General features: G+C 54.9%; 9 protein-coding genes. 5 read left to right on the forward strand and 4 right to left on the reverse strand.

All coding sequences use genetic code 11. From position 1 onward, the window contains the following. Nucleotides 1-82: 82 nt before the first annotated feature. The 3 genes from JMJ16_RS30815 to JMJ16_RS30825 form a co-directional block, all read right to left on the reverse strand. Nucleotides 83-1603: a methyl-accepting chemotaxis protein gene (locus tag JMJ16_RS30815; protein WP_201387827.1), complete on the reverse strand. Its 1521-nt coding sequence runs from the start codon at nt 1601-1603 to the stop codon at nt 83-85. Between the two features lie 85 nt (nt 1604-1688). Then, nucleotides 1689-1865, reverse strand: coding sequence for a hypothetical protein (locus JMJ16_RS30820; protein WP_201387829.1), 177 nt, complete (start codon nt 1863-1865; stop codon nt 1689-1691). Beyond that, nucleotides 1862-2305, reverse strand: coding sequence for a DUF4388 domain-containing protein (locus JMJ16_RS30825; protein ID WP_201387831.1), 444 nt, complete (start codon nt 2303-2305; stop codon nt 1862-1864). The genes JMJ16_RS30820 and JMJ16_RS30825 overlap by 4 nt, the downstream gene beginning before the upstream one ends. A gap of 642 nt (nt 2306-2947) precedes the next feature. Between JMJ16_RS30825 and JMJ16_RS30830 the strand changes: the two genes are divergently transcribed. The 4 genes from JMJ16_RS30830 to JMJ16_RS30845 all read left to right on the forward strand — a co-directional run bounded on the left by JMJ16_RS30830 (nt 2948) and on the right by JMJ16_RS30845 (nt 9510). Beyond that, nucleotides 2948-3703: an RNA polymerase sigma factor gene (locus JMJ16_RS30830; RefSeq protein ID WP_201371841.1), complete on the forward strand. Its 756-nt coding sequence runs from the start codon at nt 2948-2950 to the stop codon at nt 3701-3703. Between the two features lie 387 nt (nt 3704-4090). Continuing rightward, complete coding sequence (locus tag JMJ16_RS30835) at nt 4091-4900, forward strand: hypothetical protein (protein WP_201387833.1); 810 nt, start codon at nt 4091-4093, stop codon at nt 4898-4900. A gap of 224 nt (nt 4901-5124) precedes the next feature. Beyond that, on the forward strand, nt 5125-8130 hold the full coding sequence (locus JMJ16_RS30840; RefSeq protein WP_201387834.1) for a CHAT domain-containing protein: 3006 nt from the start codon (nt 5125-5127) through the stop codon (nt 8128-8130). A 75-nt stretch (nt 8131-8205) separates the two neighbouring features. Continuing rightward, a complete protein-coding gene (locus JMJ16_RS30845) occupies nt 8206-9510 on the forward strand; it encodes a formimidoylglutamate deiminase (RefSeq protein ID WP_201387836.1) in 1305 nt (434 codons plus the stop codon). A gap of 73 nt (nt 9511-9583) precedes the next feature. On the opposite strand, the gene JMJ16_RS30850 is transcribed toward JMJ16_RS30845, so the two are convergent. Further along, nucleotides 9584-12940 (reverse strand): S41 family peptidase, encoded by a 3357-nt coding sequence (locus JMJ16_RS30850; RefSeq protein WP_201387838.1) that lies wholly within the window; start codon nt 12938-12940, stop codon nt 9584-9586. A 282-nt stretch (nt 12941-13222) separates the two neighbouring features. Between JMJ16_RS30850 and JMJ16_RS30855 the strand changes: the two genes are divergently transcribed. Beyond that, a complete protein-coding gene (locus tag JMJ16_RS30855; RefSeq protein ID WP_201387840.1) occupies nt 13223-13924 on the forward strand; it encodes an FKBP-type peptidyl-prolyl cis-trans isomerase in 702 nt (233 codons plus the stop codon). Nucleotides 13925-14370 lie beyond the last annotated feature (446 nt).

The raw sequence follows: 14370 nt of genomic DNA on the forward strand, positions 1-14370 counted from the left end.
CAATAGATACCACTTAGATACCACTTAGATAGTGTGGTGCATCATGGCAACCTCAGGTTGCCATGATGCACCACACTATCTCTTACCCCACTACTGCGCGAAGCTGATCGACAACCTCTTCCAGCTGGGCCGCCGCATCGGTTGCCGAGGTGGCGCCAGAAGCAAGCTGCTCGGTCACCTGGTTGGTAACTTTGAGCGCGGTTGCCAGCTTTTTATTGCTCTCGTTCTGATACTGCGCGGCATTCTCGATATATTTGGCCCCATTTTGCACATGCTCGACAGCTTGCAGGAGCTTCTGCCTATCAAGCTGGTTTATATTCTGGCCAAGGTTTTTGCCCACTGCTGCGAGCTGGGCCGCGGCTGAATTAATGGCCTCAGTGTAGTACTGAACGGATTGCAGACCGATCTGTGAAGACTCAACCACCCACATTTGCTCAGTCGAGGCATCACGCTGACGCGATGCCAGGCTGTTCAGGGCATCGCTACTATCACGCAGGGCATTGACCGCTTGCAGGATCGGCCGGGTCAGGCTGCGGCCAGCCACAAGACCAATGATAGCGACAAGACCGGACATGATAAGGGCCACAAGTAGCGTCACTTCAAGTTGCTGTTGTGCGACTGCATTGACCGTGCTGAGTGGGCTGAGCACATAGTATTTCCAGGGGACATTGCCAACGTTGGCTTGTACGATCTGATAGCTCTCATTTTGCTCGGCAGGTTGCGCTTGATAAGAAACTGGCGATTTCGTATCTTTCAGGTGTTGGGCGAGCGTTGCATCTTTTTTCACTGGAATACCGTTAGGACCGTAGCGCTGCTCATTACTGACTTGTTGTTGTACGTCTGACGGTAGGTCCTGTACAGCTTTAAAGATACGATTTTGCTCGGTATCTGCGATGCGCACGCCATCTTCATTCAGGATAAAGGCGTAGCTATTTTTTCCATTTTGCGTATCACCCTTTACAATACCCCAGATATAATCTAGGCCCAGGGTGACGCGAATGAAGCCAATGAGTGTATTGGTTGGTTTGCCTTCTGGAGTGAGAGCCGCGACTGGTGAGTAAATATCTACTGTAGCTTTTTGCTGATCTGGATTATAGTAAACCGTTGAAATGATGGTTTGATTAGTAAATACCGTATCCTGGTAGCGTTGTGGAACGAGGATGTTTCCGTGAAGGGCTGGTTTTTGTGTTGTAGGATAGGCCAGGCGAAGTTTGCCCTGACGATCATACAACTGCCAGGTAGTGTAGTTTGGATCGCGATACATACCAGCAGCCAACGCGAAGATGGTGTGCTTGGTTTGATCCGCATAGGTTGGATCGGTGGGTGGTGTGAGGAGATATTGTTGGACGGTGGGAACCTGGGTAATGGTTTTTGCGTCGAGCACACGCTCCTTGAAATAGGTATCGATCAGTTGGACACGTGTTTGGGCATCGCTCTGCATGGCTTTATTAGCCTGATCTGATAGAATCGGTTGGGTACGCCATTCGATTACAAATAAGGTGATGACAAGCGGAAGAATCGTGGCGAGCACTAATCCTAGCGAGATACGTAGAGGCAATGAGATGAGGCGACGTTGCCTATTGTTGTAATTTGATCCAGGCATAGCGCATTCTAATCCTTAAGAATAAAAGTCCCTTACTATTGGAACCAATGCTGCGAGAGTGGCGTTGGCTCCAATAGTTAAGAATCTAACGAACGATCCCAATATATTCAAGATCGCGAATGAGTTGTTGTGCTTCTTCTTGTGAACGACCCATCAAACGTGCAAGTTCGGCGCTATTTCGATTTCCATCGATGAGAAGGAGAAGACGTCGATGATTGCGCGATAGGCCAGACTGTTCGATGAGCCGAAGACTATCGTTCATCTCATGAATGCGTTGAGGCGCAAGTTGCCCGCTTGTGGGGGGGCGTACCTGGGTAGCGGCCCGCTACCACCAGTATAAGACGGTAGTGGGCCACTACCACTAGCATAAGAAGGCGGTGCTTGATTTGGTGAAAGCTGCCTCAGCGCTGGCAGAGATGGATTGGTAACGGTTGTTTGAGGCCCAGTTGCGCGATCGGTGTCGAAAGGGACAAACGTAAAAAAACAGGATTTCCAGGTAGCAAATAGGCTGATGGCCTGTTGATCGCGTAGATGGCCTAGACGGGCCTGCGAGATCTGCCCTCGGAAAAAGGTTATTTCGCCTTCCTCCGAGGCGGGGCCAGACTCTTTTTGTACGGTGAGAAGTCCTGTCTTGCGGCCTAATTGAATGACTTGAATAACGTTATTTAGGTTGTCGGTATGTGTTCCGCGTCGTGGGGTCATATTCAAACATCCATTGGTTGATCAGGTTGCACAAGAGATGCAAGAGAGCTTTAATCCTGCAAAAAGAGCAAGAGAGGCTCTAAGTCTTCGTTCTCTTATGTGGGCATACCAAGCATATCACAAAATGTGCACAAATTGAAAACCCCCCCGCGGGAGTAGCCGAAACTCCTATTCATTCTGCCTGAAGAGTCGCTTCCTCTGGTTACACATCATGTCTTACCTGATATGAACGAATTCGACTAACGATTTTTACACATATCTATAGGCACTTTTGTGAAGTTATCTATTCTTAGCATCCTGGCTCCAGAGTTATTTATTCTCTTCTGCTTCTTGACTCGACTCGCTACGCGAGCCTCGGGTAAGGGTATGTGTGTGGAAAACAGCTTTGCCGTTTTCCACACATATACCCTTACCCTTGAGCGCCGTAGGCGCGAAAGACCCCATATTTTCGAGGATTAAATAGCCTTGTCCTGGCTCGAAGGAACTAGCACTTTGTCAGTGAAACATGCGATAATAAACAAAACCAGTGCTGTGAGTTAGTGCTGCAAGAGTAGAGCACGAGGCACGACCTTAAAGCCCAGGATTGCTGTCTTAACGTGTTGGGGAAATTGTTTCATAGATTGGAAGTAGGGGGCATTGTTGATGGAGTCTCTAAACCTCTCCCAATTTTCTCGTCAGGACCCGGAGAAGAGAGGAGTGGGTGACAGCGCCCAACCACCGGAGCAACTAGCAGTTGGAGACCTTGCGCGCTGTTGCGCCGAGGAAACAACAAAATTTCTTAAACAGAGCACCTCGAATGACCGCTTTTGTCTTGAATTGTTTCGGCGTGCGATTATCAGGCGCGATGAGGCCGCCTGGCAGCACATATATCAGCAATATGCGCCGCTGGTACTGACATGGGTGACACAGCATCAGAGCGCGGTGCAACTGCTTGGGCAAGAAGGAGGAGCGTCCCTGGTGAACGCGGCTTTTGCCAAATTCTCTCAGGCGCTGACGCCAGCCAAAATTGGCAATTTTGATTCTTTGGCGTCTGTATTAAAATATCTAAAAATGTGTGTGCATAGCGTAGTTGCCGACGAGGTACGCGCGCGCCAGGCTCGACAGTACGAGGAGACGCTTGAGGCGGTGGAGCATGAGCCATCAGGTAGTGATCCAGCCGATGATGTGGTTGCTCAGTTGTCGGCGCAGCGTCTCTGGGCGATTATCCAGGAAGAGCTGAACGGCGAGGACGAACGTGTCTTATTGTACCTGGCGTATGTGCAGGGGATGAAGCCGGGCGAAATTTGCGTGCAGTATCGTCACCTCTTTCCCACCGTCGATGATGTGTACCGCATAAAGCGCAATGTGCTGGAGCGCTTACGGCGTAATCGGCGTTTGCGCAATCTCTTCCGGCAATAACGCCTGGAAAGGTGAATCTGGTGATGGAGGCAAGGGAGCAGGGAAATAAAGAGGAAAAGTGCTAAAAAGGCGGCGTGCCTCGTTTACTTATAAAGAACAAGGGAGAGTTTATGGCCGTCGAGCCCATCCTGCTTTGGAAGTGGCGGTCCAAAATGTGGCATTTCTTAATCTGCCGAGAAGATCTTATTCCGAAACCCAACGCCACTGGCGTGTCTAGCGCTTCGAGCTCAGGGTTTTCGGAGAAGAAGAATAGATAAAGAAGCGTTACTCGTAGCCTGGTCGCTCTGAGCGTTCACGAATGTCGTATTGGTTGCAGCATGAGCATAGCGCCATTCGCCAGCTAGGAGTGGCGCCTGGAAAAATCTTAGAGGGATCGAGGGGGCACTCATGGAGTGTTATGAACCGGGTGCGATTCGTGATGAGGAGATAATCGCATACCTTGCGGGCGAGAAGGTAAGACCAGCGGTGAAAGACCATATGGAGCGCTGCGCAAGTTGCACGCAGCGCTTTGGGGCCTATCAACGCCTGGAGCATGTCTTAATGCAGAAGCTCTATCGCTGGGATTGCCCTTCTAACCAGATGTTAGGTGAATATCAACTGGGGCTATGTAGTGCTGAGGACGAGGCGCTGATCAAGACCCATCTGAGCGCATGTGTGTTGTGTTCCGCGGAAGTAGAGACGCTCTCAACCTTCATGGCGCGCGAGGATCTATTTACCAACCCGGTGGTGGTCCCAGCCATTGTGGGCAATCATCGCACCTCAGCAGAGGAGGAGCACTCAGTACTTGAGCGCCTGCTCGAGCCTGTACAGGCGGGTGTGCGTCGCCTGGTAGCTACGCTGGTTCCCATGCAGCCCGCGCTCTACAGTGTTCGGGGCGCTGCCTCTGCCTGGCCGCGCCGCTATACCGCTGAAGATATCAGCATCTCGCTTCAGCTTGAGCGAGGGAGTCAGGAGAGCGGTGGCGCGCAACTGGTGGGGTTTGTGACGCGTAAGGGAGCAACACTGCCAACCTTGCAGGGAACGCCAGTTGTATTACTTGCACGCGATGAGAAGAGTTCGTATACGCAACATATTGACGACCTGGGCAACTTTATCTTTACCGCACTTGTCCCCACTTCCTATACACTAGAGCTGCGTTTCCCGGAAACCTGTGTGGTCATTGAAGAGGTCGCCTTTGCCCTGGACGAGGATGGTTAGGGCGCCTGGTAGATGGGTGTGAGCCGTTTTGTGGTTTTGAGAGATCTGGAGAGGCGCCATAAAAGCAGGAGTCGAAGATGGCTCCTGGGATTGTGGTTTTTGGGGTCTCTAGAACGTTTGTAGGTATAAGCATCAGGAGGAGGCTGGGAGGGCCAGGAGGTATGTATATGTAGCTGGTGGCAAAAGAGCGACTTCTACCAAAGGATTGTGTAAAAATACAAGCTATGACTGCTCAGGAACTTGCTGCGACACTGCTGAAGGCGAGCGAGGAGCAAGGGCCGAAATTACTACATCTCTACGTTCCTCATCTCACAGCCGCGGAACTCAATACGCTGGTCCATCGCCTGAAACGTGAAGCGGATCGTTATTGGAACAGTAACGTTAAGCTCTCGTTTCGGCTCTCTGGCTACCTCCTGCTCATAGGTGACCTTACCAAAGATAGCTATTACCACGCGCTAGGTCTTTGGGCGCGTGGCGATGCACTGCGCCGTATGGAGCGCGATCAAGAAGCATTGCCTTTTCTCGACGCGGCGGGAGAGGACTTTCTCGCGCTGGGCGACGAGGTAAGTTGGGCGCGGACGCGCATCGGGCGTATTAATGCCTGCCTGCATCTCAACCGCATGACGGAGGCGCTTCGTGATGTAGCCGCGGCGCGTGATATCTTTGTGCGGTATGGCAAGCTGGTGCGGGCGGGTCAGATAGATGTGAATGCCGCCATTATCAACTTTGAGCTGGGCCAGTATGAAGCAGCCCTGCGCTCATTTGACCGCGCGATTGAAACCTATCAAATGTGTAACGAGGATGTTGAGCTGTATATCGCCCGCGCGCGCGGTAATAAAGCCCTGGCCCTGGCCGCGCAGGGTCGCTTTCGCGAGGCCGTCGAGATGCATAAGCAGGCACGGGAGACCTTTGAGCGCTACGGTCCGAGCGAGGAGATCTCGCTTGCGCGTGAGGATCTCAACATCGCCGAGATTTACGCGGCCCAGGGTCACTATAGCCAGGCATTGCTGCTCTACAACCAGTGCCGGGAGACCTTTGAGCGCCACCAGATGCTCGAATCGCGGGCCGAAGCCACACACCAGATGTGCGTCTGCTTGTTGCGCTTAAACCGTTCTCGCGAAGCCTACGAACTGGCGGCCGAGGTCGTGGCCTTTTTTCGCGCCACTTCGGCGCAACGTGATAACTTGGCGCGAGCCTTGATGCGCCAGGCCAGTGCCGCGATCCTGATGCGGCGCCACCATGAGGCCGACGAGTTGCTGCGCGAAGCAAGTGATTTGCTGGCTGAGGGTGGCTTTGTGCGCCTGTCGGCCATGGCGCGTTTGCGCCGGGCTGACCTCTATTACGCCAATGGAGAGCTGGAAAAGAGCCTGCGCGAGGTGGAGTATGTCGCGGACGTCTTCGCGGATCAAGAGGATTTGCCTAACCTGGCGTGGTCGATGTTATTGCAGGCCTATATCGCCGAGGCCGAGCGCCAACTCGACACGGCCGAACGTTTAAGCCATTATGCCCTGGATATCGCTATGGCTCAGGAGATGCTGGAACTCCAGTATCTCTGCTATGATCTCCTGGGACACCTCGCTGAGCTACATGGTGCTATTGACCAGGCCATGCAATACTATGATCGCGCCATTCAGGGGATTGACGAGGTGCAGAGTCGCCTGGTGCTGGAGGAGCGCGTAAGCTTTTTGGAGGGGAAGGGCGAGCTCTACAGGCGTGCGATGCTGCTGGCCTTGCAGGGGCGAGATGTCCCCAGAGCACTGACGTATGTTGAGAAGGCCAAGTCGCGCGCCCTGGGTGATTACTTGCGCAACAACATTGATATCAAGTTTACAGCAAGGGACCGCCTGAGTGGGGGGCAACTCGAAGACCTGGAGCGCTTACGCGAAGAGCAGGCCTGGTATAGCTCGATTGTCTATGGTACCGAGGGCGATGTTAATCTTAGTGATACCGCAATACGTCGCATACAGAGCATCGATCCCGCCCAGGCTCGTAAAGAAATGTTGCAACGCGAGCGCCGCATTGAGCACCTGCTCGAACAGGTGCAGTTGCGCTCGATGAGCGATGTCATCGCGCAGCCGCAAAAGCAGTGGACGAACTCGCTCGTCACGCAGTTGGGACCAAAAATACATTCGCAAACGCTGATCCTGGAATACTACCTGGCAGGGCAGGACCTCTACATTTTTTGTCTCACGCGCGAAGGGATTGTCGTCAGGTGCCTTCCGGATGCTGTCACGCGCCTGGAGCGCCTCCTGGCATTGTTACGCACCAACTTTGACCTCGTGGCTCGCACTGTGGGCACACCAGAGCAGGCGAGTGTGTGCGAGGAGTTGCAAGAGAATTGCCTGGGCTTGTTGCAGCGGCTCTATGATATCCTCTTACGCCCCGTAGAGGGGGCGCTCAGTGCCTGTCGTCACCTCGTGGTGGTGCCCTACGGTATGTTGCATTATCTCCCCTTTCACGCCCTCCTGGACGGCGAGCGTTTTGTTGTGGAGCGCGTTGAGGTATCATACCTCCCCTCGGTCTCGCTCTGGGATGTTTGTCGACAGCGGGGGCTGAACACACAAATGCGCCCCGAGGTCCTTACCAGGGCCCTGGTATTGGGCTTCTCAGAGAATGGCTGGCTCCCCCAGGCTGTGCATGAGGCTGAGGTTGTTGCGCAATTGTTGGGGACGCAGCCAGCGGTACATGAGCAGGCGACCACAACGCTCTTGCAGCAGCGTGGGGCTAAGAGTCCCCTGGTGCATATCGCCGCGCACGGCCTCTTCCGCCTAGACGCACCCAATTTCTCCTCTATTCGCCTGGCTGATCGCCAGTTGAGCACGATTGAGGCCTTCAACCTCGATCTCTCCTCCTGCTCGCTTGTGGTTCTTAGCGCCTGTGAGACTGGCCGCGCCGTGATTGGGGGTGTTGACGAAGTCATCGGGTTGGGGCGTGGCTTTCTGTATGCGGGCGCCGCCTCGCTCCTGCCCACCTTCTGGAAGGTTGAGGATGCCAGCAGCGCCGAACTGATGGAACTCTTTTATCGGGTGCTCTTGCGTGGTGAGCGCAAGGTAAGTGCCCTGGCGCAGGCTCAGCGCGATTTTATCACGCAAATGCGCGCCTCAGAGCGTTCCTACCGGGCGCATCCCTACTTCTGGGCGGCATTTCATTTGATTGGGGATGCCGGTCCCCTGGTCTCGCCAGGCATGGTAGAATGGGACAGGCGGGAATCGTCGTTCAGTGAGCGCTAGCAGCTAGCGTCTCCTGTCATGAGTACTGCTAGAACATTGCACCAAGACCTATGCGAATTGAGGAATGCCAACGTGATGAAATACCTGGCGCCAGCCTATGTCTATACCCATGAGGGGTTGCAGAAAAATAAGCTCATCGCCATTGATGATGCTGGTTTGATCACGGGAATTATTGATAGTTCACAGGCGGTCACACATGAGCAGATCGAGCCGCTACCCCAGATGCTTCTCCTGCCCGGTTTTGTGAATGTGCATAGCCATGTATTTCAGCGCCAGTTGCGTGGTCATACGCATCGCCCGCTCTCACGGCAGGATACGTTCTGGACCTGGAGGCGTGCCATGTATGCCGAGGCCCAGCGCCTGACGCCAGAACTCCTCTATGAGGAGGCGTGCCAGACATACAGCGAGATGCTAGCGGCGGGCTATACCAGTGTCGGCGAGTTCCACTATGTGCATCACCAGGTTGATGGCAGGCCCTATGATCGCCCGAATGCCATGTCTGAAGCAATCCTACAAGCGGGGAAAGACACAGGGCTACGCGTGGTACTCTTAATGACCGCCTATGCACGTGGCGGCTTTCAGCAGGCATTGGAGGCGGGGCAACAGCGCTTCTGTGACGCCACGATAGAGCAATACCTGGCGCGCGTTGAAGCGCTACGCCAGCAGGGATACCAGGTTGGAGTCGCGCCCCACTCGGTCCGGGCCGTGCCGGGGGAATGGTTTCGCGCCATTGCTGCGTATAGTCGTGAGCATAACTTGCCGTTACATGTACATGCTGACGAACAGGTGGCTGAGATCGAGCAATGTCGCACCGCTCATGGCTGTCGCCCAATCGAGCTTTTAGAGCGCTACGAAGCCCTCTCGCCTCGAACGACGATCGTTCATGCCACCCATGCCACCGAGCACGAGCTCGATATCCTGGCCCAGTATGGCAGCACGGTCTGTGTCTGCCCAACGACCGAGGGCGACCTGGGGGATGGAATCGCCCCCTATGAAGACCTGCGTGCGCGCGAGATTCCCCTGACCATTGGTTCGGATAGCAACACGCGCCTGGACCCTCTGGAGGAGCTGCGCTGGGCCGAGTATAGCGCGCGCATGCGTTATCAGCGCCGACGCGTGCTCGTCGCGGATGAGCTAGCGGCTCCCGGACCGCTCTTGCTGGACTATGGCACGCGACGTGGGACCGCCGCCCTGGCAATACAGGCTGGCGAGATCGCTCCCGACCAGGCGGCTGACTTTGTGGCTATCGACCTGGAACATCGGCAGATGCGAGGCTGGAGCGAGGAGGACCTGCTGGATACGCTCTTCTTTGGCGCATCCTCTGAGGTCATTGCGCAGACATGGGTACAGGGAGCGTGTGTATATCGGCGTAACGCATGACATTAAGCAAGAATATTAAGCAAGAAAGAGCGAGAGGCGCGGCAGACATGCCGCGCCTCTCGCTCTTTCTTGCTTATTGGGAGGCGCTTTCGATATCGGTACCGCTATCATCGGGCTTGTTGACCCAGCCACGATAGGGGCGTTTCCCCGGCGTGGGTTCCAGCGTCTTGGCCTCGTGTGCCAGGCGCACGGCCTCGGTAATGGCCCTCTCCAGTTGGGGATCGGTGTCATTCATATAGTCTTGAGGTGCGATATCCACCTCGATATCGGGTTCGGTGCCATAGTTCTCAATATCCCAGCCGACATCGGCGAACCAGTTGGCAAACTCGGGCTGTGTTGTTGTGGTGCCGTCGACGAGTTGGTGATTGAGCGTATAGCCTACAACTCCGCCCCAGGTACGCGTCCCGATCAGGGGACCCAGTTGTAGGAGCTTGAAGCTATGGCTAAAAATGTCGCCATCGGAGCCGGCGTGCTCATTGGTCAAAGAGACCATGGGGCCGCGTGGTGACTCCTTCGGGTAGGGCATCGGCTTGCCCCAGCGCGAGAACTTATAGCCAATACGGCGGCGTGAGAGCTTTTCCAGGAGCAGGCTGGAGACGTTGCCGCCGCCATTCCAGCGCACATCGATAATCAGGGCAGGATAGTCATATTCGGCCAGAAAGCCGCGGTGGAACTCAGCGAAGCCCTGTGGCCCCATATTGGGTACATGGATATAGCCTACCAGCCCGCGTGACTTCTCGTGGACCACCCGCCGATTTCTGTCCACCCAGTCGCGATAGCGGGCCGCGCTCTCAGTCGCAAGTGAGATGGCATTCACCGTCACAACACGCCTGGTATTGCCTTCGACGGGTTCAATAATCAGGTTGACCGCGTTGCCGGACTGATTGACGAGTAGTTCCTGGGGACTTAGGCGTGGGCCGACGCGTTGTCCATTGACCGCGATGATCGCGTCACCAGCGGCGATACCAAGCCCCGGCTCACTGAGTGGCGAGGTCGCTTCTTCATCGGAAGGATCGCCCTCGATGATGCGCCCGATGCGATAGCGCTCAGTCGTGGGATCATAACTCCAATCGACGCCGAGCGATCCCTGACGGTAGTATTGGCCGCGCCGGTATTCGCCACCATATTCAAAGGCGTGAGAGGTCCCCAGCTCGCCCTGTAGCTCATGAATGAGGTCAGAAAGCTCCGAGCGTGACCCCACGCGTTCGATCAGCGGAGCATAGCGATGGTAGATGCTCTCCCAGTCCACGCCCGACATATCTTCGGTCCAGAACTGCTCGCGTTGGAGGCGCCAGGCTTCGGCAAACATCTGTCTCCACTCAGCGGCAGGGAGCACTGAGACCTTGATGCGCCCCAGATCGATCCAGCCAGTTTCACGTCCGGGAAAATCGCTATCCGAGCGGGGTTTCTCCGCATTGCGTAGCACGCGCAGGCGAGCGCGCGAGCGATAGATGAGCGTATTGTGATCGCGGGAAAGCATGGCTTCATTGACATTATCGAAGATGCGTTCCAGGCGCTGGGTCTCGATATCAAAGCTCTCAATCCAGCCGCGACTCTGCCCCTCGGAGAGCGCGCCAGTAAGCGGATTGACCTGGAAGAGCACGCGTCCCCGCATCGCGAGAATACTTGAATAGCGTGCCTCGCCCGTGGGGAAGGCCACGGCGCGACGGGTGATGCCATCCAGGTCGATATACACGCGATTGGACGTGTTAGGAGGCTGTGTAGTCGGAGCTGGTTGTGGTTCGGTGCCGTTGTTGTCGTCGCTGGCGGCGGGGGCAACTTCAGGCACAAAGCCTGGGCGACGGCGCAGGTCTTGTGTGAGTCGGGTCTCGGTCACAAAGGGGGAGCGAATATCTTTGCGCAAAGGAACGGCGTAGGGCTGGACCCCACGTGGAAAGCTCCACTCAAACTGTAAGTTATCCGAGATGGGATTAAAGACGCGATAGCCCAGGAAGTAGAGGTAGCGTCCTTCGGGATCAAAGGCCGGGCTAACATCTGCCAGGATAGGTTCGGTAGCGAAATGTGTCTCGCCTGTTTCCAGGTTACCCAGCTTAATGGCGCGTTTCTGGGCACTGCAGGCAAAGCTATAGGCCAGCCAGCGCCCATCTGGCGACCAGGCCAGGTCATAGATGCGGCCATATTCGCTATGGTCGAGAACTCCATGCTGCCCTGATGCCAGGTCAACTACAATCAATTCTTGCCGATGATTAGTGATAGCCACAATATTCTCGACCGGGCAGACTGTAAGCTCAATCACGCGCCCAAACTCGATATCGGGCAGGAGCTTGTATTCATTATCGCTTGCCGGGTCGATAATCACGAGGGTTTCGCGTCCAGGGGAATCGCAGATGGCGACGAGCCGCCAGCCGTCATTGAGCCACTCAAGAAAGCGATAGCGCACGCCATCCTGGATACCATACTGGATGGAGGCCCCCTCCCAATTGCTGAGGCAGAAGGCCTTCCCACGCGTGGTAAGTGCGAGCGCATGTCCCTGGGGGTGGAGCGCGAAGGTATCGATATACTGGTCGGCAGACACAAATTTGCGGCTAAGCTGTGTGCGCTGACTTGGTAGGGTCACGGTGAGCTGGCGTACCTGATTGGTCGCTGGATTAAAGACGTAGAGATCGGCGGCCGATTGCAAAACCAGGCGCTCGCCATCGGTGGAGAGGTGACGGGCGTAGAAGGTGTCGAAAAAGGTGTGGCGCGTAAGCTCCTCGCCCAGGGGCGTGCATGAGTAGATGTTGCCTACCCCTTCATGATCGGAGATGAAGTAGATGCGCTTTCCGACCCAGCAGGGATCGGCGACGTTGCCATGAATATTGAGCAGGCGTTGAAAGGTGCCGCTACCTGTAGTATCGCACCATAGGTGGCCTACGGTCCCGCCTCGATAGCGTTTCCAGTAGGCAGGTTCCTCGATATTGCGCCCAATAACGACTCCCCCCTCCGGGCCGTAGGAAATGGCGTTAGCCATGCCAACCGGCAGTTGCTGGGGCGGGCCGCCAGCCGGGCTGATCGCGTAGATGACGGTATATTTTGCCGTGAACTGGCCGGTGCTGCTTGCGTAGAGAATCGCCCCCCCATCGGGCGTCCAGCCAAGGACGGTGCAGGTGCCTCCATCGAAGGTAAGGCGACGCGCGGGACCACCGAGCGCAGGCATGACGTAGACCTCGCCCGGCCCCTCTTCGCGTCCAACGAAGGCTAACCAGTTGCCGTCTGGCGAGAAATGGGGATGGCTCACGCGCCCCTGTCCCGCGGTGAGGCGCTCGGCCCGGCCTCCTTCACTGGAGACGAGCCAGAGATCATCCTCAGTCACAAAGACGATATAGTCTTTGTAGATGGTGGGATAGCGGATATATCCCTGCGCTGGAACGTTGGGAATGTATTCAGTTGTGGTGAGCTGTGCTAGCTCTTCTTGTTCGTTTGTTGTCATGATGAAAATGAGTGTGCCTGTATCGCTAGGTTAAAAAAGGTGTTCGCAGTACTTATGATATCAAAGCCTGACAACTTGATGGGTGTGGTTTTTAATTATAGCATACTTCGGAAAAGGAGGCTATGAATTGTAGAGTTAGTAGAGGTAAAAATATGGTAGAGCCAGAGGGAGTGAAATTTCATATCAATAAGTACTTTCTTGTGTTTCCCTCTTGTCAGATAGATGAAATAATGGTAACCTCAACCTGCAATTATTCTACACAATACGAGGAGAGAATGTGTTATGTCGCAGACTATACGTCGTGAAAACAATCCAACGTCGGGCCGCCCAGGCCAGCGCCAGCAAGAGCGTTTGTATCGCAAGGAGCGCCGTCGGCGCCGCATTCGGATCTGGACCTCCGCGATTGTAGCGGTTGCGTTGATTGTCATTGGTATTTTTGGTGTCTTGCAATATCAGCAATACAATAACCAGTTGGTCGCAACCGCCAATAAGAACGCGACGGCAACCGCGAATGCCAAAAGCACCGCCAGTGTGCATGCGACCGCAACAGGTGTTGCAAACGCCGTTATGACTGCGACAGGTGGCTCTCCTACGCCAAGCGCGGGTCCAAGCACACCTCCTCCCGTGGATGACAGCAAAATTGTGAAGCTTTCTGATGGATTGCAATATATCGATGTAAAGACGGGCGAAGGGAAAGAAGTGACCAAGGGAAGCACCGTCAATGTAGAGTATACGGGCTGGCTGCAAAAGGATGGTAAAAAGTTTGACAGCTCCTATGATCGCAAGGGCGAACTCTTCAACCTGCAAAACGTTGGACAGGCTCAGGTCATTCAGGGCTGGAACGAGGGTCTGATTGGGATGAAGGCTGGTGGTACGCGCCGCCTGATTATTCCCCCGGCCCTGGCATATGGCGCACAAGGGAGTGACCCTATCCCCGCGAATGCCACCATCATCTTTGATGTGACTGTGGTGACTGTTGCCTAACTTTCTCCTCACTTGACTTTTCGCGCCTATGGCGCTCGCTTTGAAAGAAGTATTATGGCCCGGTGGTCGCCATCGGCAGACGACCACCGGGCCGCACTATTTTTAGGAGGAGGAGGTGGTGTGCCTGAGTAGCGCTACTCAGGCACACCACCTCCTCCTACTTATTGAAGAAGAGAGAGGAGGTGTCGATTAGAACATAGTGAGGAGAAGAGCATTGCATTGGCGTGGGGGCGCCAGACCTATTCCCTGGTCTCAGGAGGCAGGCAAAAAAAGCCTTTATTTCCCTTGACTTTTGCGAAATCAGAAGGTATACTTCTAGCAATTTGAGACCAGTTCCCAAAAACATTTACACTGAAAAGGTGCGGTATCGTCATGGCTTCAAACATACTGGGGAGAGCAATGCAGACGGCGACAGTAGCCGGGTATTGGTATTTCCATTGGGAAGT

The sequence above is a fragment of the Ktedonobacter sp. SOSP1-52 genome (assembly GCF_016587395.1).